The following is an 18,635-nucleotide window of genomic DNA, read 5'->3' as shown; positions in this document are numbered from 1 at the left end:
CTTATGTACGACGCGCATTTCGGATTATCGGGGCGGCCGTTCCAGCTGACGCCCGACGCGCGCTTCTGGTACGAGACGGCGACGCATCGCAAGGCGATGGCCTATCTCGGTTACGGTCTGGCGCAGGGCGAAGGCTTCGTCGTCGTCACCGGCGACATCGGCGCGGGCAAGACGACGCTCGTCGGCCATCTCACCGCGCAGATCGATCCCGAGGCGCTCAACGTCATCACCATCGTGTCGACCGCCGTCCCCGCCGACGACCTGCTGCGCATCGTCGCGACCGGGCTGGGCGTCGACCCGCAGGGCCTCGCCAAGGCGCAATTGCTCACCGCGATCGAGCGCGGACTGCATGCGGTGGCGCGCTCGGGACGGCGGACGCTGCTGATCGTCGACGAGGCGCAGGCGCTGCCGATCGATTCGCTCGAAGAGCTGCGCATGCTGTCCAACTTCCAGGCGGGCGGGCATGCGCTGCTGCAGATCCTGCTGCTCGGCCAGCCGGAATTCCGCGAGCGGCTGCACGGTTCGGAGCGGCTGGAGCAATTGCGCCAGCGGGTGATCGCCATCCACCATCTCGACCCGATGGAGGCGCATGAGGTCGCCGATTACGTCGCGCACCGGCTGTCGGTGGTCGGCTGGCAGGGGCGGCCGGATTTCGCCGCGGATGCCTTTGCGGCGCTGTACGAGGGGTCGGGCGGCGTGCCGCGGCGGCTCAACCAGCTCGCGGGACGGGTGATGCTGCACGCTGCGGTCGAGGGGGCGGAGATCATCGACGGCGCGGTCGTCCGGCAGGTGCTCGGCGACCTCCACGGCGATCTGCCGATGCCGGCGAGCGAACCGTCGGCGGCCGCTGCGCCGCCACCGGCGCCGGTCGAGCAGGAAAGTTCGGTGCGGCGCTTCGTGCCGCGCGCCGCGCCTTCGGAGCCGGTCGCGGAGCCGGTGCCGGATCGTGCCGCCGCGGCCGAGGGACTGTCTGCCGCCGCGGAGGCGCGGATCGCGGCATTGGAGGCGCGGATCAACCAGCAGGAGGGCGCGCTCCGGCGCGTGCTGACGCTGCTGGTCGACTGGGTCGAGGCCGATCGTGACGAGGCGGCGGCAGCCTCCGCGGCGATGGCCGCTGGCGCATCCGACATCCGCGACGATCACGTCCCGATCCGTCCTCCGGCGGCGTGGGACCATGCCGCGTAGCGCGGTGCGCAACGGCCTGTCGGTCGACGTCGAGGAATGGTTTCAGGTCGGCGCGTTCGAGCGGGTCATCGACAAGAGCGACTGGGCGACGATCGCCAGCCGCGTCGAGGCGAACACCGGCGCGGTACTCGACCTGTTCGCAGAAAGCGGGGTCAAGGCGACCTTCTTCACGCTCGGCTGGGTGGCGGCGCGGCAGCCGCGGCTGATCCGGCGGATCGCCGAGGCGGGGCATGAGATCGCCAGCCACGGCTGGGACCATCAGCGCGTGTTCACGATGGATGCGGCGGCGTTCCGCGCCGATCTTGCGCGGGCGCGAGCCGCGCTGGAGGATGCCGGCGGGCAGGCGGTGACGGGCTATCGCGCGCCGAGCTTCTCTATCGACACGCGCAACCTGTGGGCGTTCAATGAGCTCGCCGAGGCGGGCTATGCCTATTCGTCGAGCGTCGCACCGGTGGCGCACGACCATTATGGCTGGCGCGATGCACCGCGCTATGCGTTCCGGCCGCTCATGGACTCGCCTTTGATCGAACTGCCGGTGACGGTGGCGCGGATCGGCGGGCGGCATCTGGCGACGGGGGGCGGGTTTTTCCGGCTGCTGCCGTCGGCGCTGACCGATTTCGCGGTGCGGCAGGTCAATCGCGAAGGCCATGCCGGCATCTTCTATTTCCACCCCTGGGAGGTCGATGCCGACCAGCCGCGGGTGCGGCAGGCGCCGCTGCGATCGAAGGTGCGGCATTATTCGCGGCTGGGGGCGATGGCGGGCAAGCTGCGCGGGCTGATCGCGCGGCACGATTGGGGCCGGGTCGATACGGTCGTGGCGCGCGAGGCGGCGCTGCTGTCGTGACCGCGATCGGCGTGCGCGAGGCCGATCTGCGCGATAGCGGGGAGAGCGCGGCGGTGGACGACTTCGTCCGTCGTAGCGCAGGCGCGACGCCGTTCCATCTCACCGCTTGGAGCCGCGCTGTCGAACGCGGCTGCGGCCAGCGCGCGCGCTATCTCGTCGCCGAGCGGGGCGGGGCGATCGTCGGCGCGCTGCCGCTGACCGTGATGCGCTCGCCGCTGTTCGGCAAGGCGCTGGTGTCGACCGGCTTCGGAGTGGATGGCGGGGTGCTCGGCGAGGGCGTCGATGCGCTGGGCGATGCGGCCTGGGCGCTGGCGCGGCGGATCGGCTGTCCGGGCGTCGAGCTGCGTGGCGGGCCGGCACCGGCGGGATGGGAAACGGACGACACCTCCTATCTCGGCTTCGTGCGCGATCTGGCGGCGGACGACGATGCCGAATTGCTCGCCGTGCCGCGCAAGCAGCGTGCCGAGGTGCGGCGGGCGCTCGGGTTCAATCTGACGGTGCAGACGGGAGGGGCGGCGCAGCTCGGCGATCACTATCGCGTCTATGCCGAATCTGTGCGCAATCTCGGCACGCCGGTGTTTCCGGCGAAACTGTTCCGCTGCGTCGCCGAGGCGATGGACGCCGACGTGCTGACCGTGCGCCATGAGGGGCGGGTGGTGGCGAGCGTGCTCAGCCTGTATTTCCAGGGGACGGTGTTTCCCTATTGGGGTGGCGGCACCGCGGCGGCGCGGGGGCTGCGCGCCAACGACCGGATGTATTTCGCGCTGATGGGCCATGCGCGGGCGCGTGGCTGTACGCGGTTCGATTTCGGGCGATCGAAGACCGGGACGGGTGCGGCGGCGTTCAAGAAGAATTGGGGCTTCGCCGGCGTGCCGCGGCTCTATGCCAAGCGCAGCGAGGGGGGGAGCCGAGAGGTCAACCCGCTCAACCCGAAATATGCGCTGATGGTGCGGACGTGGCAGCGGTTGCCGTTGCCGGTCGCCAATGCGCTGGGGCCGTGGATTTCGCGCGGGCTGGGGTGATGGAGCTCCTCTTCCTCGCCCATCGCGCGCCCTTCCCGCCCGATCGGGGCGACAAGATCCGCAGCTATCACGTGTTGCGCTATCTGATGGCGCGGGCGCGGGTGCATCTGGTCGCGTTCGGAGAGGGCGAGGCGGATTTCGACGTGCCGGCCGCGCTCGACGGGCTGGCGAGCGTGACGATCGTGCGGCGGCGCAAGCCGCAGGCGGTGGCGGCGGTGGAGGCGCTGGCGCGTGGCTTGCCGGTGTCGTTGACCGCCTTCGGGTCGGGGGACATGCGGCGGGCGGTCTCGGCGGCAAGGGCCGATGCGGTCTACTGTTTCTCGGGGCAGATGGCGCAATATCTGCCCGCCGACGTGCCGGCGGCGATGGACTTCGTCGATGTTGATTCAGCCAAGTTCGCCGGCTTCGCCGAGGCGGGATCGGCACCGATGCGGTGGATGATGCGGCGCGAGGCGCGGATGCTGGGCGCGTTCGAACGGCGGGTTGCCGCGGAGGTTTCGGCGAGCCTGTTCGTCAGCGAGGCGGAGGCGGCGTTGTTTCGCTCCGGCGGCGCGACCGGGCGGATCGTGGCGGTCGATAACGGGATCGACGCCGCGGCGTTCGATCCAGGCGTGGTGGCACGGAAAGCCGGCCCCACCCACGCCGTCACCCCGGGCTCGTTCCGGGGTCCACCCGTCTCCGGGAGAACGGTCGCGGCTCATGCGCCGCTCTCCTCGCCGCGGAGTGGACCCCGGAATGAGTCCGGGGTGACGGGGGGATTGGGGGGCGGGTCCGCGCCTCACGGGCCGCTGATCGTCTTTACCGGGCAGATGGATTACCGACCCAATATCGACGCCGTCATCTGGTTCGTCCGCGACGTCCTGCCGGGCTTGCGGGCGCGCTATCCCGGCCTGCGCTTCGCGATCGTCGGGCGGGCGCCGACCGCGGCGGTGCAGGCGCTCGCGTCCGACGCCGTGATCGTCACCGGCGCGGTGGACGACGTGCGGCCGTGGCTCGCGGCGGCGGACGTGTGCGTCGCGCCGCTGCGGCTCGCGCGCGGTATCCAGAACAAGGTACTCGAGGCAATGGCGATGGCGCGGCCGGTCGTCGCCTCCGTCGCCGCAGCCGAGGGGATCGATCACGGCGGCACGCTGCGTGTCGCCGACGACGCCGCGACGCATGTCGCGGCGATCGGCGCGCTGCTCGACGATCCAGACGCAGCTGTGGCGCTTGGTGCCGCGGCACGGGCGCGGGTGATCGCACGGTACGACTGGGAGGCGCGGCTCGCGCCGCTCGATGCTCTGCTGGGGCTGGCGTGACCGGCGCACAATGGCGGCGGCATGCCATCGGGCTGGCGCTGGCGGCGGCGGCGATCCTGCTGCTGCTTCATGACGACGTCGCGCGGCTGGTGTCGATCTGGTGGACGAGCACGACCTTCGGCCATTGCCTCTTCATCGGGCCGGTGATTGGCTGGCTGGTGTGGCAGCGGCGGCGCGAGCTGGCGGTGCTGACGCCGGTGGCGTGGTGGCCGGGGCTGGCGCTGGTCGCGGTCGGCGGGGCGGGGTGGCTGATGGGTGACGCCGGCTCGGTCAGCTTCGCGCGGCAATTGGGGCTGGTCGTCATGCTGCAGGGCGCGGTGGTGACGCTGCTCGGGCCGCAGGTGGCGCGCGGGCTCGCCTTTCCGCTCGGCTATGCGCTGTTCCTCGTGCCGTTCGGCGAGGAGATGGAGCCGCTGCTGCAAGCCGTGACGGTGCGGATGGTGATGCCGCTGCTGCATCTGGCCGGCGTGCCGGCGAGCTCGAACGGCGTGCTGATCCACGCGGGCCGCTATTGGTTCGAGGTGGCGGAGGCGTGTTCGGGCGCCAAGTTCGTCATCGCGATGCTCGCCTTCGGCGTGCTGGTCACCGACGTCTGTTTCGTGTCGTGGCGGCGGCGGGCGTGGTTCCTGCTCGCCGCGCTGGTCGTGCCGGTGCTCGCCAACGGGCTGCGCGCGTTCGGAACGATCTATGCCGCGCATCTGACCAGCGTCGAGGCGGCGACGGGCTTCGATCATATCGTCTACGGCTGGCTGTTCTTCGGGCTGGTGATGGCGGCGGTGCTGGCGATCGGCTGGCGCTGGTTCGATCGCGCGCCCGATGCGCCGGCGTTCGATCCCGCCGCGTTACCGCCGGTCGCCGGCGGGCGGATGGGGCTGCCGATCGGCGTGCTGCTCACCCTGGCGGTGGCGGGCGTCTGGCCGATGTGGAGCGCGGGAATCGCGCATCGCGCGACACCGCTGCCCGCGCGGATCGAACTGCCGCAGGTGACGGGGTGGACGCGCGCGCCGCTCAGCCGGCGGGCGCCGTGGATGCCGTATTATCCGGGTGCCGACCATATGCTGTTCGGCCGTTATGCGCGGGGCGGGGCGGCGGTCGATCTGGGAATCGCGGTCTTCGGGTCGCAGGGCGAGGGGCATAAGATCGGTGCCTTCGGCACCGGCGCGATCCGCGAGGAGGACCGCTGGGTGCGCGTCGCCGACGAAGCCCCGATCGCCGGCGGCAAGGCGATGCGGATCACCGCCGCCGGGCCGGTGGAGCGCGTCGTCGCGACATGGTACGTCGTCGCCGATACGGTAACGTCGGACGAGCGCGTGGTGAAGATCGAGACGATGAAGGCGAAATTGTTCGGCGGCACGCAGCGCGCGGTGGCGGTCCATCTCTCCGCGGAGGTGCTGCCGGGGCGCGATGCGCGCGCCGATATCGCCGCGCTGGCGGCGGCGCTCGGCCCGGTCGACGGCGTGAGCGATGCCGTCGTGGCGCCGCGCTGATGTGCGGCATCGCCGGTATCTTCCATCCCGAGACGCCCAAGCCGGTCGATCCGTCGCGGATCGGCGCGATGATCGCGGCGCAGGCGCATCGCGGGCCGGATGGCGAGGGGATCTGGACCGCACCCGGCGTCGGGTTGGGCCATCGCCGGCTGTCGATCATCGATCTCGACGGTTCGCCGCAGCCGATGCAGGCGGGCGCGCTGACGGTCACCTATAACGGCGAGATCTACAATTTCGCCGAACTGCGTACAGAACTGGAGCGCAAGGGCGCGCGCTTCGTCACCGAGGGCGATACCGAGGTGCTGCTGCATGGCTGGCGGGCGTGGGGGCCGGCGCTGCTCGACCGGCTCAACGGCATGTTCGCCTTCGCGCTGCACGATGCCGACCAGGGGACGCTGTTCCTCGCGCGCGACCGGATGGGGGTGAAGCCGCTCCATTACGTCGAACTGTCCGACGGCAGCCTCGCCTTCGCCTCGGAATTGAAGGGCTTGCTCGCGCATCCCCTGCTGCGGCGGGTGCCGGACGTGACCGCGGTCGAGGATTTCCTCGCTTATGGCTATGTGCCGGACGATGCCTGCCTCGTCGCGGGCGTCCGCAAGTTGCCCGCCGGCCATTTCCTCCACGTCCAGCGCTGGCAGGGCGTGCCGCGGCCGCGGCGCTGGTGGTCGCTGAGCTTCGCCGATCGCGCGGGCGGATCGGCCAAGGCGCTCGGCGAGGAATTGCTGGCGCGGATGCGCGACGGGGTGCGCAGCCGGATGGTCGCCGACGTGCCGCTCGGCGCCTTCCTGTCGGGCGGGGTCGACAGTTCGGCGGTGGTCGCGCTGATGGCGGAGGCGAGCAAGGCGGCGGTCAAGACCTGCACGATCGGCTTCGACGAGGCGGGACACGACGAGCGTGCCCATGCCGCGCTGGTGGCGCAGCGTTTCGCCACCGATCATCACGCGCAGGTGGTCCGGCCCGACGATTTCGCGCTGATCGACACGCTGGTCCACCATTTCGACGAACCCTTCGCCGACGGCAGCGCGCTGGCGACCTATCAGGTCGCGGCGCTTGCGCGGAAGAGCGTGACGGTGGCGCTGTCGGGCGACGGCGCCGACGAGATGCTGGCGGGCTATCGCCGCTACAGATTCCAGGCGGCGGAGGAACGGGTGCGCGGGATGCTGCCCGATCGGTGGCGGCGCGCGGCGTTCGGGACGCTCGGGCGCTATTACCCCAAGGCCGACTGGGCACCGCGACCGTTGCGCGCCAAGGCGACGCTGCTTGCGCTGGGGACGGACGGCGACGAAGCCTATGCACGCGCCGTGGGCGTGACCTCGCCCGAGCTGCGCGCGCAATTGCTGAGCGCGGAGGCGCGGCGGGTGCTCGGCGGACATCGCGCCGAGGATCGCTACGTCGCGGCGATGCGGGCGGCGCCGGCGCGCGATGCGCTCGACCGCGCGCAATATGCCGACATGATGATCTGGCTGCCTGGCGACATCCTCACCAAGGTCGATCGCACCAGCATGGCGGTCGGGCTGGAGGCGCGCGAGCCGTTGCTCGACCACCGGCTGGTCGAATTCTGCGCGACGCTGCCGGCCGGCATGCGGCTGCACGGCGGCGAGGGCAAATGGCTGATGAAGCGCAGCCTCGAACGCCATCTGCCCAAGGAGATCCTGTATCGGCCGAAAATGGGCTTCGTGACGCCGATCAGCGCGTGGTTCCGCGGCGCGCTGGCGGCGGAAGCGGAGGGGCTGGCGCGGTCGCGGACGCTGGTAGAGAGCGGCTGGCTCGACATGGCGCAGGTCGCGCGGCTCGCCGATGCGCACCGCAGCGGCCGGGCGGACCATGGCCGCACCCTTTGGCAATTGCTGATGCTGGAGCGCAGCGCGAAACGGTTGTTCGGGTAGGCGTCGTCCGGTTCGGGAGGCGTCTAGCGTAGCTTGGCGATCGACAGATTGTCTTCCTTGGCGCGATCCTTGGTCGATTCCTCGCTGCGCTTGAGCGCCTTGGCGATCGCCTTGAGCGCCATGCCCTTCTTGGCGAACTGGTGGAGCTTCTGGATCTCGTCCTGCGTCCACGGCTGGCGGTGGCGTTCGAACACCTCACCCTTGGCCATCAGAACACCGCCATGACGGCGTGGAGGGTGAGCGCGGCGAGCGCGAGGCTGGAGGCGATGAAGAGCATGAAGCGAGGCCCTACCTTGTTCGTGGTCGCCTGTACCAGCGAATGTATGACGCGCAGGCCGACATAGGCCCATGCGATCGCGGCGTTGACGCCGTTGCCGGTGCCGCTGAGCGCGATCACCGTGCAGATCGCGTAGAACAGCGTCGGCTGTTCGTGGAGATGATTGTAATTGTGGGCCTTCCACTGCGCCTGGGGTGGCAGGCCGCGGTCGGCATCGGATGGCTTGGTGCCGACGAGTGTGCCGAGACGAAGGCCGGCGGCCTTCATCGCCGGCAGGCGGGTGGCGAGCATCCAGACCAGCATGACGAGCGTCCAGGCGACGAGCGCCGCCATCGGGCGGAGGATTTCGGCGTGCATCGGTGGCTCCCTTTCGCTTGAAAGTGCCGGATTGGAAGGGCGGGCGCAATATCCGCCATTCCGCCCCCGCAAGGGGGAGGGGAACCGTTCGGCGTCAGCCGAATGGTGGAGGGGGAGGACAGGGTGGCAGCTCCAGAACGAAGCTTTGCCCTGTCCTCCCCCTCCGTCACGGCTTCGCCGTGCCACCTCCCCCTGGCGGGGGAGGACTTAGGTATGGCTTACTTGTCGAAGATCGCGCCCCAGCGGTGGACCGGGCGGTCCTTCCACAGGCCGCGGTGATAGGCGTCAGACGCCAGCAGCGGCATCACCGAGCCGGCCTCGGCGAACACCATCTGCTCGATACCGGTGTTGACCTTGCCCCAGCTCGCCGCTTCCTGCAGCGTCGAGGACGAGCAGGCGCCATCGCGGACGTCGGCGACGGTGATCTGCACCGCATATTTGTGGACCTGGACGTCGTCATGGCCGAGGATTTCGGCGCAGACGACGGTGTCCTGGATGAAGTTCTTCGGCACGCCGCCGCCGATCATCAGCAGGCCGGTGGTGCCCGCCTGGATCTTGATCTCGGTCAGCTCGCGGAAATCCGCCACCGCGTCGATCATCAGATACGGACGGCCCGCCTTGGCGGCATCGACCTGATGCTTGACGAGGCCGAAGCCCGCCGACGAATCGACGAACGCCGGGCAGAAGATCGGTACGTCATGCTCATAGGCGAGCTTGACGAGGCTGTTGTCCTTCTTGCCATGCTCGACGAGATACTTGCCCATCTCGCGGATGAATGCGCGGCTCGAATAGGCGCGCGGCTCGAGGCTCTCGGCGATCTCGAAGATCGTATGGTCGACGTTCTGGAGCGCTTCCTCGTCGATATAGGTATCGTAGATACGGTCGATGTAGAGCGAGCGCAGCGTATCGTCGTCGGGGATCTCGAGCGCCTGATAATGCTTGTGGCCGAGCCCTTCGAAGAAATCCATGTCGACGATGGTCGCGCCAGTCGCGACGATGCCGTCGACCATGTTGTTGCGCACCAGTTCGGCATAGAGATCCATGCAGCCGCCCGCCGAGGTCGAACCGGCGATGACGAGGAAGATCGAGCAATCCTTGTCGGCCAGCATCTGGTTGTAGATGTTGGTCGCGCGGCCGAGATCGCGGCTGGTGAAGCTCATGTCGGCCATCGCGTCGACGATCGGGCGCGCGTCGAAGCTCTTGATGTCGATATGCTTGACCTGCTTCGAGAGCAGTTCGGCCTTGCGGTTGTCGTTGATCGGCGCGTCGGCGCCGGCGGTCTTGTTCAGCGTGTCGGTCATGGTTCGCCTTTGGCTATCCAGCCGTCGTCGTTCAACATTGGGGACGCGGAAACCCAGGGGCCGCCCCTCCCGCCGAAGCGGGAGGAGGGAAGACAATCGGTTATAGCGTTGGCGTTACAGCTTTACGACGTTGTTCGTGCGCACGTCGGCGATCTCGTCGTCGAGATAGACCGAGAGCATCGGCTCGTCGGACGCGACGACCGTGTCGCCGGTGCCGAAGCCGTTGAACGCGGTCCGCATCGCCGAGCCATATGCCCCGAGCATGCCGATCTCGAAATAATCACCGGCGACCGTGTCCGCGGGCAGCGGGAACGGGCCCTGCATGTAATCGAGATCGTCGCAGGTCGGACCCCAGAAGGCGAAGTCCATGTCGCGCGCGTCCGAATCCGGCTCGCGGAGCAGCTGTACCGGATATTTCCAGCCGATGTGCGCCGCATCGAACAACGTGCCGTAGGCGCCGTCGTTGATGTACAGCTCGGTGCCGCGGCGACGCTCGACGCGCACCACGACCGAGGCATATTCGGCGCTCAGCGACCGGCCCGGCTCGGCCCACAATTCGGCCGAATAGCTGATCGGCAGGCTCTCGAACGCGCGGTGGATCGTCTCGAAGAACCGCTCCAGCGGCGGCGGGGTCATGCCGGGATAGGCCGAGGGGAAGCCGCCGCCGACGTCGATGACGTCCACGGTCACCGCCGCCTCGACGATCGCCGCGCGGGCGCGCTCCATCGCGTTGGTATAGGCGTCCGGCGACATCGTCTGGCTGCCGACGTGGAAGCAGATGCCGAGCGCGTCCGCGACCTGGCGGGTGGCGATCAGCAATTCCTTGCTCTCGCCGGGACCGACGCCGAACTTCGAGCCCAGGCTGAGCTTGGCATATTCGGACGAGACGCGCAGGCGCACGCAGAGCGTGAGGTCGGCGGCGCCGTCGGTCGCACGGACGATCTTCGCCAGCTCTTCCATGCTGTCGAGCGAGAACGTCTTCACGTCGTGGACGAAATACGCCTCGGCGATCGCCTCTTCCGACTTGACCGGATGCATGAAGCAGCAGGTCGCCTCCGGCAGCGTCGCCTTGACCAGGCGCACTTCCGCGATCGATGCCGTATCGTAATGCGTGATGCCATTGTCCCAGAGGACCTTGAGCAGGTCCGGGCTGGGGTTCGCCTTCACGGCATACATCGAGCGGCCCGGAAACTTCTCGACGAAGAAGCGGGCGGCGCGCGCAGCGGCGTGCGGGCGAACGAGCGTGACCGGATCGACCGGTCGGCTCTTGGCGATGTCGATGCCCGTGCGGCTAACGGCGGAACGGGCGGTCGAGAGGGGCGCTAACCCCAGCGCGCTATGGTGCTTGGCCAATTCAAGGGACCTCCAATTGCCTTTCGGCATACGGTGACAAAAGCTGCCTTGCGGTTGGAAGTCCCATGGGGCAGCGGAGGCGCGATCTATGGTCGTCCGACCCCCATGTAAAGTGGGTTAGCGTAGGAAAGGACGAAAAGTGACGTTTTTGCGACAACCGACGCGCGCCGGGGTGCGCGACGCGGCCGAAAAGATCGCCAGAATCCTGCCGCCGACGCCACTTTATGTGCGCCAAATCAACGGCTTGGAGGTGGCGTTCAAGGCGGAGTCGCTGCAGCCGATCGGGGCGTTCAAGATTCGCGGCGCCTGGCATCGGCTCACCGCATTGGACGAGGATGCGCGGCGGCGCGGGGTGGTCGCCTTCTCCTCGGGGAATCACGCGCAGGGGATCGCCTGGGCGGCGCGGCGGCTGGGCATCGCCGCGACGATCGTGATGCCCGCGGATGCGCCGCACGCCAAGCTGGCGGCGACGCTGGCTCTCGGCGCCGAAGTGGTGCGCTACGATCGCGCCACCGAGAGCCGCGAAGGCATCGCTGCCCGACTCGCCGAAGCGCGCGGCGCGACGCTGGTGCCGAGCTTCGACGATCCGTGGATCATCGAGGGGCAGGGCAGCGCGGGCATCGAGGCGGCGGCGCAGATGACGGCGCTGGGGCTGAGCGTTCCGACTCGCGTCGTCGTACCCTGCGGCGGCGGCGGGCTGGCGGCCGGGCTCGCGCTGGCGCTCAAGGACAGCGCGGTGACGGTCGTCGAGCCCGAGGGCTGGGACGACATGCGCCGCTCGCTGGAGGCGTCGTGGATCGAGCCGGTCGGCCCCAATCCGCCGCCGACCGCCTGCGATGCCTTGCAGACGCAGCGCGTGTCGCCGCTGACCTTCGACGTGCTGTCGCGGCGCGATGCGACCGGCGTGGCGGTGAGCGAGGCGGAGACCGCGGCGGCGCAACGCTGGGCGGCGGAGAATTTGCGGCTGGTGGTCGAGCCGGGCGGTGCGGTGGCGCTGGCAGCGGTGCTCGCGGGCAAGGTGGCGGCGGCGCCGGGGCTGCTGGTGATCCTGTCGGGCGGCAATGTGGATATCGACGCTTATGCACGGACGATCGGCTAGCGCGCTACGCGGTCACGCGCCCGCGTTGCCTCGACATTGCAGGCGGTGAGAGGCAAATTATCGTAATGCAAGCGCTTCTCGGATCAATCGCCAACGCCGCCCCGGCTATAGCCATGCTCGGCTGCTTCGCCTGCCTGATCGGCGGTGGCGCGCTGCTCGCCCGCGGCGGGGATCGCCGGAAGGCGATCCTGTTGCTGGTGATGGCGGCGGTATTGCTCGGCAATGTAGTGATCTGGCAATTGTAACGGCCGAGTCGCCGGTCACGCGCATCGACCGTCGACGATAAGAGCAAAGATAGAATCTTAGGATATCAACCACGTCGGCGATCTGTTGCCAGCGCGCCAAAATACACATTTGCTTTGTTGGAAAATGTTGCTGATATGTTCCTGCCGTAACCGGAAGGGGCGGCGGGATGCAACTATCGACGAGTGAGAAACGGCAGGCATTTTCATGATGGCTGAGGACGGGCCGCCTGCCGACCGTCAGGTCGGCGGCGGGGCTGGAGCTCAAGTTCAACCCCTATCACGATCCGAAAGACGGCCGATTCACCTTCGGTCCCGGAGGGGCTGGGTCCGTCGCCGCTTATGGCGAAGGGCAAGGGCCACGAATGGGGCGCGGCGGCAACAGCCGGGCGTTCGAAGACCCTATGACGGTGGAGCAGGCGTTTCCCGAGATCAATGATCCTGCGCTGAAAACATTCGCTGCAATCACCGGGCCATTATTAGACATCGTCGGGCCAGCCGCTGAAGCGCAAATCCAAGTACTCGATCGGCACTCGAAGGAGGTGCTTAGCGATATAAAGAGATTAGACCCGAATTTCGTTTATCAGTACATGAACTCGGGTCACCCCAGCGTCGAAGGGAGCGCCAACAGGCTTGACGATCTGTTAATGTGGCAAGCCGCGACGCATGCAAGGGTTTTAGCCGACTACGCGCCGCTGCGCGCACAGATGATCCGTCGGGTGCAGCGAGAGGTGGATAAAGCTTATAAAGAAGGATTGGAGCGGCTTAATAAGGGAACGCTAAAAAATCGTGGTGTGAACAACGGCATGAAATTAGGAAATTTCATAGATGTTCACGTGAGAGAAAACATTCGAGAAACGTTAAATCAATATGGTATAAAAATGTCTAGCAATGGAATGGTGAGAGTCAATCGGCGGGAATATGTAACATCGAAAGGCTCGTACGGTCTGCCAGATATTCGGATTGCTGATACCTATATTGAAGTCAGTATAACTAGAAAAACGATGGCCGATGAGCAACTACGGCGTTTTTCTGAAACCAGTCCAAAGCCACGCTATATCGTTGTCGTCACCCCCAGCGGTACGCATCCTAACCATACATATGTCATAAAACAGTGAGGCAATATGGAACCGCAACGCAAGGAAGGCGGGCGTTTGTACGTCCCCCAACAGTTGAGCGAAATCCAAGATTTCCTGATCTGCACGATGGCGGCGGCGCCGTATTTCAACGAGGTGACGTTCTACGGCTATCATCGATCGATCGATAACCAGTTTGCAAGTATTGAACTGGGGCTAGCCGCCGTCGCGGATAAGGTCGGCGAAGAGCGCTACCGGACGGTTCTCGCTGATGCGGATGAAGCCAAATCACTGTTTCTAGCCGATCCCGACGACACGAATGGCAAGACGGCCGAGGGATGCGACAAGCTCATGGCGATCTATGACATCCTCGAAGAGGTGCGGGGCGAACGATATCACGCCGGCATTCGCGATTTTGAGGGTCTGCTGACCGGCGACTGATCGAGACCAGTGACCGCCAGCGTGGCCGGGACCGCATCATCGTGCGGTCCCGGCGTCGACGTCACCGGATCGGCGAATTCGGGTCGAGCCGCATGTCGAGGTACTTGTCGACCGAGCGCATCAGCTCCGGCGTCTCGTTCTCGAAGAAGTGGTTCGCCTTCGGGATCGTGTCGTGATGGATGGTGATGTGCTTCTGCGTGCGCAGCTTGTCGACGAGCTTCTGCGTCGCGCCCGGGGTGGCGACCTCGTCGGCCTCGCCCTGGATGATGATGCCCGACGACGGGCAGGGTGCCAGGAACGAGAAGTCGAACATGTTCGCGGGCGGCGCGATCGAGATGAAGCCGCGGATCTCGGGACGGCGCATCAGCAGCTGCATGCCGATCCACGCGCCGAAGCTGACCCCGGCGATCCAGGTGGTCGACGCCTCCGGATGGAAGCTCTGCACCCAGTCGAGCGCGCTCGCCGCGTCGGACAGTTCGCCGATGCCGTTGTCGAACGTCCCCTGGCTCTTGCCGACGCCGCGGAAGTTGAAGCGCAGCGTCGCGAAACCGCGGCGCTGAAAGGTCTTGTAGAGCTCCTGCACGATGCGGCTGTTCATCGTGCCGCCGGCGGCGGGATGCGGATGCAGGATCATCGCCACCGGTGCGCGCGGACGGGGAGCGGGCGCGAAACGGCCTTCGAGACGGCCTTCGGGGCCGGGAAAAATGACTTCGGGCATGGGTCTCGCCACGTAAGAAGGGGCGCGCTGTGCAGCGCAGAACGTTGCGCGCTATATAGGCGTCGGGCTCCGACACGCAATTGGAACGAATCCTGTCCCAACGTCTCTATCTGGATCACGCCGCCACCACGCCGATGACCGATGCCGCACGCGCGGCCGTCGTCGACGGATTGATGCGCTGGGCGAACCCGTCGTCGCCGCATGCCGAGGGGCGCGCGGCGCGGGCGGCGCTGGAGGCGGCGCGACGCGCCATCGCCGCGGCGTACGGCTGGCGGGGCGAGACGCTGCTGACCAGCGGCGCGAGCGAATCGCTTGCGATCGCCTTGGGGCGGACGACGCTGCCGCGGCGGATCGTCACCGCGGTGGAACATGATGCGGTGCTGCGCGCCGGCGGCGATGCCGCCGTGGCGCCGGTGGCTGCGGACGGGATCGTCGATCTGGCGGCGCTTGCGACGCTGCTCGCGGCGGGGCCGGCGCTGGTCTGCGTGCAATGGGCGAACAGCGAGACGGGGGTGCGGCAGCCGCTGGCACCGATCGCGGCGCTGGTGCGCGACGCCGGCAGCCGATTGCTGGTCGATGCCGCGCAGATGCCGGCGTCCGTCGAGCTGGCCGAGGTTGCGGATATGGTGGCGCTGTCGGCGCACAAGCGCGGCGGCCCGCCGGGGATCGGGGCGCTGCTGGTGCGCGATCTCGCGCTGCTGCATCCCAGCGGCGGGCAGGAGCGCGGCTATCGACCGGGGACGGAGAATCTGCCCGGCGCGCTCGGCTATGCCGCGGCGCTCGGCGAGGCGGAGCCGGATCATGGCGTGCTGCGCGCGCGGCTCGACGATGCGATCCTGCGGTCGGGGGGCGAGATCGTCGCCGCCGACAGCCCGCGCCATCCGGCGATCGGATCGTATCGTCTGCGCGGGGTCGCGGCGGCGGCGCAGCTCATCCTGCTCGACAGCGCCGGCTTCGCGGTCTCGGCGGGCAGCGCCTGTTCGAGCGGCAGCATGAAGCCGAGCCATGTGCTCGGTGCGATGGGCTGGGACGCGGCCGCCGGGCGCGAGGTGATCCGGGTGAGCTTCGGCCGCACCACAAGCGAGGCGGACGTCGACGCCTTCGTCGCGGCGTGGCGGCAGATGGCGAAGACGACGCGGCGCGCGGCATGATCTATCTCGATTATCAGGCGACGACGCCGCTCGCACCCGAAGCCTTGGCGGCGATGCTGCCATGGCTCGAATCGCAACATGCCAATCCGCATTCGCCGCATCGGCCGGGCCGCGCCGCCCGGGCGACGGTCGAGGTCGCGCGCGATGCGGTGGCGGCGCTCGCGCCGGCGGGGGGCGCGCTCAGCTTCACCAGCGGCGCGACCGAGGCGCTCAACTGGGCGATCAAGGGGACCGGCGGCGCGATCGTCACGCTGGCGACCGAACATGCCGCGGTGCTCGACACCGTCGCGGCGGAGGCGGCCCGTGGACGGCAGGTGACGGTGCTGCCGGTCGGCGACGACGGGCTGGTCGACCTCGATCGGGCCGCGGCGGCGATCGGGCCGGGGGTGGGACTGGTCGCGGCGATGCTGGTCAATAACGAGATCGGCGTGATCCAACCGATCGCGGCGCTCGCCGAACTGGCGCATGCGGCCGGCGCGCTGATGCTGTGCGATGCGGTGCAGGGCTATGGGCGTATGCCGGTGCCGGTGGGATGCGATCTGATCGCGGTGTCGGCGCACAAGCTGCATGGGCCGAAGGGGATCGGAGGCTTGTGGATTCGCGACGGCGTGACGCTGGCGCCGCTGATCCACGGCGGCGGACAGGAGGCGGCGGGACGCTCGGGAACGCTATCGCCGGCGCTGTGCGCGGGTTTCGGTGCCGCGGCGCAGCTGATGACGGAGCGGGCTGCGGCCGATGCGGCGCATGTCGATCGGCTCTGGGCGATCGCGACCGCGGCGCTGGCGGGATGGGATGTCAACGGGTCGGTGACGCGGCGGTATCGCGGTAATCTCAACGTGCGACGCGACGGGCTCGACGTGGCACGGCTGATGAGCGACTGTCGCGATCTCGCCCTTTCGGCGGGATCGGCGTGTGCGAGCGGCTCGAGCCGGTCGAGCCACGTGCTGCGCGCGCTCGGCCTGACCGAGGCGCAGGCGCGGTCGAGTATCAGGCTCGGTTTCGGGCGCTATACCGGCGAGGACGCGCTGCGGGACGGACTGGCGGCCATCGTCGCGGCAGCGGCGCGGCAGGGGGGGATGGCATGATTCGCGTGGTGTTCGTCGATCCGGATGGCCGCAGCCGACAGGCGGAAGGCGCCGAGGGCGCCCGATTGCTCGATCTCGCGCAGGCGGATGGCCATCCGCTCGAAGGGACGTGCAACGGCGACATGGCCTGCGCGACCTGCCACGTCGTCATCGCCGCGGAGGATTTCGCCCGCATGCCGGCGGCGCGCGAGGAGGAGGAGGACCTGCTCGATCTGGTCCCCGCCGCGTCGCGGACGAGTCGCCTCGCCTGCCAGGTGCGGCTGACCGCGGCGCTCGACGGGCTGACGGTGCGCCTGCCCTGACGGGGTGGCGGGGCAGCGATCCTGACATTTTCACAACCGCGGGTTCAGATCGCATGCATGGCGCCCACGCCATGGTGCGGACATGCCCGATGTCGGGCGTGTGAGGAGTAACCCCATGAAGCTCATTGCTTTGTTCAGCGCCGCGGCGCTCGCTGCCGGCACCTTGATGACCGCCGCGCCCGCCGAGGCGCAGCGCTACGGCTACGATCGCGGCTATGACCGCGGGTACGATCACCGCGGCTACGACCGGCGCGACGACCGCCGCTGGCGTGATGGTCCGCGATTCCACGGGCGCGGTTACGATCGTGGTCGCGGTTATGGCTATGGCCGGGGTTATGGCGGCGGTTACGGGCGGGGCTATGGCCGCGGTTATGGTCGCGGCCGCGTCGTCTGCCGTGTGCATCGCGGCTATTACGGACCGCAGCGGCGCTGTTTCACCGTCTATCGCTAAGGCGGACGGCGGCCGGCGGGGCGATCCGCCGGCCGTGAAACATCGTTAACGGCAAAGCGTTCTTGCTGCGACGCAACACGAACGTTTATGGTGCCGCCGATGACCCAGACCGAAGCCGCGACTGCCGCACCGACGGGACCGGTGCCGACGATGTTCGAAGCGATCGTGCGCCTGCTGACCGTGACCGCCACCTACAACAAGGGGACGGTGACGATCGCGCCGCATATTCTCTACACGCGCCATGGCGAGATCTACGTCGACGCGGTGACGGTGGAGCGCGACGGCAAGCCGCCGCGCGAGGAGAAGGTCGGCACGTTCAAGATGGACGGACTCGGCGAGCCGACGCTGACCGACAAGGCGTTCGCACCGAGCAGCCTGTTCGAGCCCGAAGCCGAGAAATATGCCGGCGTGACGCTGATGGCGGTCGAACGGGCCTGACCGTTCGACCGCCGCTCGCTCAGCGGCAGCGCACCTGCGCCTGATTCTGGTCGATCGCCTTGCCGGCGAGCGCGCCGACCGCTCCGCCAAGCAACGTGCCGACGATCCGGCTGTGGCCGCCGTCGATGACGTTGCCGAGGATGCCGCCCGCCGCACCGCCGGCGATGAGGCCGGTCGTGCCGTCGCTGCGCTTGCAATAATAGCGGCCGTCATTGCCCGCATAGACGCGGTCGTTGGGGCTCAGCACGCGCTCCTGCGCGCCCGGACGATAATAGCGGGCGGGATCGTAGCCGTTTTCGTACCGGTCGTCGTCGCGATCGTCGTAACGCTGGTCGTCATAGCCGCCCGGCACCGGCGCCTGGCGATAGCCGCCCGGGCCCGGCGTGCCGCGCAGCGCGCGATAGCGGTCGAATTCGGAACGGTAGCGCGCCATCTCGGCATCGAACCGCTGTTGCGCGGCGGCGAAGCGGGCATCGTCGGCGGCGGACTGGGCGATCGCCGGGGCGGTCGCGGCGAGGCTCGCGCAGACCGCGGCGGACAGCAGAAGGGACCTGAACATCGGGATGATCCTCTAAGGGACCCGTGGAGTCGGGTCCGCAACGAGCATAATCCGATCCGACCT

The 18,635-nt window shown here is 68.2% G+C and carries 21 protein-coding genes; 15 read left to right on the top strand and 6 right to left on the bottom strand.

Translation table 11 applies throughout. From position 1 onward, the window contains the following. Window positions 1-3 precede the first annotated feature (3 nt). From AC07U4_RS03280 to AC07U4_RS03255, 6 genes are read left to right on the top strand one after another with little or no spacing between them, the layout of a single operon-like run. Window positions 4-1,185, top strand: a complete 1,182-nt coding sequence (locus AC07U4_RS03280) for an ExeA family protein (protein WP_495194423.1) — start codon at window positions 4-6, stop codon at window positions 1,183-1,185. Beyond that, complete coding sequence (locus tag AC07U4_RS03275) at window positions 1,175-2,029, top strand: XrtA system polysaccharide deacetylase (protein WP_495194422.1); 855 nt, start codon at window positions 1,175-1,177, stop codon at window positions 2,027-2,029. The genes AC07U4_RS03280 and AC07U4_RS03275 overlap by 11 nt, the downstream gene beginning before the upstream one ends. After that, window positions 2,026-3,051, top strand: coding sequence for a FemAB family XrtA/PEP-CTERM system-associated protein (locus tag AC07U4_RS03270; RefSeq protein WP_495194421.1), 1,026 nt, complete (start codon window positions 2,026-2,028; stop codon window positions 3,049-3,051). The genes AC07U4_RS03275 and AC07U4_RS03270 overlap by 4 nt, the downstream gene beginning before the upstream one ends. Beyond that, window positions 3,051-4,349 (top strand): glycosyltransferase, encoded by a 1,299-nt coding sequence (locus tag AC07U4_RS03265; protein WP_495194420.1) that lies wholly within the window; start codon window positions 3,051-3,053, stop codon window positions 4,347-4,349. The genes AC07U4_RS03270 and AC07U4_RS03265 overlap by 1 nt, the downstream gene beginning before the upstream one ends. Beyond that, window positions 4,346-5,836 carry an exosortase A gene (gene xrtA, locus AC07U4_RS03260; protein WP_495194419.1) on the top strand — a complete coding sequence of 497 codons (1,491 nt, stop codon included), beginning with the start codon at window positions 4,346-4,348 and terminating at the stop codon, window positions 5,834-5,836. The genes AC07U4_RS03265 and xrtA overlap by 4 nt, the downstream gene beginning before the upstream one ends. Continuing rightward, window positions 5,836-7,722, top strand: coding sequence for an XrtA/PEP-CTERM system amidotransferase (locus tag AC07U4_RS03255; RefSeq protein ID WP_495194418.1), 1,887 nt, complete (start codon window positions 5,836-5,838; stop codon window positions 7,720-7,722). The genes xrtA and AC07U4_RS03255 overlap by 1 nt, the downstream gene beginning before the upstream one ends. A 23-nt stretch (window positions 7,723-7,745) precedes the next feature. On the opposite strand, the gene AC07U4_RS03250 is transcribed toward AC07U4_RS03255, so the two are convergent. From AC07U4_RS03250 to AC07U4_RS03235, 4 genes are all read right to left on the bottom strand, one after another. Beyond that, window positions 7,746-7,931 (bottom strand): hypothetical protein, encoded by a 186-nt coding sequence (locus AC07U4_RS03250; protein WP_137899689.1) that lies wholly within the window; start codon window positions 7,929-7,931, stop codon window positions 7,746-7,748. Continuing rightward, the gene (locus tag AC07U4_RS03245) at window positions 7,931-8,356 is read right to left on the bottom strand and encodes an MAPEG family protein (protein ID WP_038659686.1); all 426 of its coding nucleotides are present in this window, start codon (window positions 8,354-8,356) and stop codon (window positions 7,931-7,933) included. The genes AC07U4_RS03250 and AC07U4_RS03245 overlap by 1 nt, the downstream gene beginning before the upstream one ends. Before the next feature lie 218 nt (window positions 8,357-8,574). Continuing rightward, window positions 8,575-9,657, bottom strand: a complete 1,083-nt coding sequence (locus AC07U4_RS03240) for a 1,9-bis(guanidino)-5-aza-nonane synthase (RefSeq protein WP_495194417.1) — start codon at window positions 9,655-9,657, stop codon at window positions 8,575-8,577. A 114-nt stretch (window positions 9,658-9,771) separates the two neighbouring features. After that, window positions 9,772-11,010 (bottom strand): type III PLP-dependent enzyme domain-containing protein, encoded by a 1,239-nt coding sequence (locus AC07U4_RS03235; RefSeq protein WP_249340749.1) that lies wholly within the window; start codon window positions 11,008-11,010, stop codon window positions 9,772-9,774. 139 nt (window positions 11,011-11,149) lie between these two features. Here AC07U4_RS03235 and AC07U4_RS03230 point away from each other — a divergent pair, with 139 nt between their 5' ends. From AC07U4_RS03230 to AC07U4_RS03215, 4 genes are all read left to right on the top strand, one after another. Continuing rightward, window positions 11,150-12,109, top strand: coding sequence for a threonine ammonia-lyase (locus tag AC07U4_RS03230; RefSeq protein ID WP_495194416.1), 960 nt, complete (start codon window positions 11,150-11,152; stop codon window positions 12,107-12,109). 65 nt (window positions 12,110-12,174) lie between these two features. Further along, window positions 12,175-12,354 (top strand): hypothetical protein, encoded by a 180-nt coding sequence (locus AC07U4_RS03225; protein ID WP_495194415.1) that lies wholly within the window; start codon window positions 12,175-12,177, stop codon window positions 12,352-12,354. Between the two features lie 362 nt (window positions 12,355-12,716). Beyond that, window positions 12,717-13,469, top strand: coding sequence for a hypothetical protein (locus tag AC07U4_RS03220; RefSeq protein WP_495194414.1), 753 nt, complete (start codon window positions 12,717-12,719; stop codon window positions 13,467-13,469). A 6-nt stretch (window positions 13,470-13,475) separates the two neighbouring features. Beyond that, window positions 13,476-13,868: a hypothetical protein gene (locus tag AC07U4_RS03215; RefSeq protein ID WP_495194413.1), complete on the top strand. Its 393-nt coding sequence runs from the start codon at window positions 13,476-13,478 to the stop codon at window positions 13,866-13,868. Between the two features lie 61 nt (window positions 13,869-13,929). Here the strand turns inward: AC07U4_RS03215 and AC07U4_RS03210 are convergent, their stop codons facing one another. After that, window positions 13,930-14,586: an alpha/beta hydrolase gene (locus tag AC07U4_RS03210; protein ID WP_038659670.1), complete on the bottom strand. Its 657-nt coding sequence runs from the start codon at window positions 14,584-14,586 to the stop codon at window positions 13,930-13,932. Window positions 14,587-14,720: 134 nt separating this feature from the next. Here AC07U4_RS03210 and AC07U4_RS03205 point away from each other — a divergent pair, with 134 nt between their 5' ends. From AC07U4_RS03205 to AC07U4_RS03185, 5 genes are all read left to right on the top strand, one after another. Then, window positions 14,721-15,737 carry an aminotransferase class V-fold PLP-dependent enzyme gene (locus tag AC07U4_RS03205; RefSeq protein WP_495195003.1) on the top strand — a complete coding sequence of 339 codons (1,017 nt, stop codon included), beginning with the start codon at window positions 14,721-14,723 and terminating at the stop codon, window positions 15,735-15,737. Then, on the top strand, window positions 15,734-16,822 hold the full coding sequence (locus AC07U4_RS03200) for a cysteine desulfurase family protein (protein ID WP_495194412.1): 1,089 nt from the start codon (window positions 15,734-15,736) through the stop codon (window positions 16,820-16,822). The genes AC07U4_RS03205 and AC07U4_RS03200 overlap by 4 nt, the downstream gene beginning before the upstream one ends. After that, window positions 16,819-17,124, top strand: coding sequence for a 2Fe-2S iron-sulfur cluster-binding protein (locus tag AC07U4_RS03195; protein ID WP_137899682.1), 306 nt, complete (start codon window positions 16,819-16,821; stop codon window positions 17,122-17,124). Before AC07U4_RS03200 ends, AC07U4_RS03195 begins: the two co-directional genes overlap by 4 nt. Before the next feature lie 115 nt (window positions 17,125-17,239). Then, window positions 17,240-17,575 carry a hypothetical protein gene (locus tag AC07U4_RS03190; RefSeq protein WP_495194411.1) on the top strand — a complete coding sequence of 112 codons (336 nt, stop codon included), beginning with the start codon at window positions 17,240-17,242 and terminating at the stop codon, window positions 17,573-17,575. 99 nt (window positions 17,576-17,674) lie between these two features. After that, window positions 17,675-18,013: a hypothetical protein gene (locus AC07U4_RS03185; protein ID WP_081974524.1), complete on the top strand. Its 339-nt coding sequence runs from the start codon at window positions 17,675-17,677 to the stop codon at window positions 18,011-18,013. A gap of 19 nt (window positions 18,014-18,032) precedes the next feature. On the opposite strand, the gene AC07U4_RS03180 is transcribed toward AC07U4_RS03185, so the two are convergent. Then, on the bottom strand, window positions 18,033-18,572 hold the full coding sequence (locus tag AC07U4_RS03180) for a glycine zipper 2TM domain-containing protein (protein WP_038659658.1): 540 nt from the start codon (window positions 18,570-18,572) through the stop codon (window positions 18,033-18,035). Window positions 18,573-18,635 lie beyond the last annotated feature (63 nt).

The organism is Sphingomonas sp. GW821-FHT02B09 (assembly GCF_059421875.1).
Note: the sequence above shows the minus strand (reverse complement) of the source record. Positions and strands in the feature narration are given on the sequence as shown.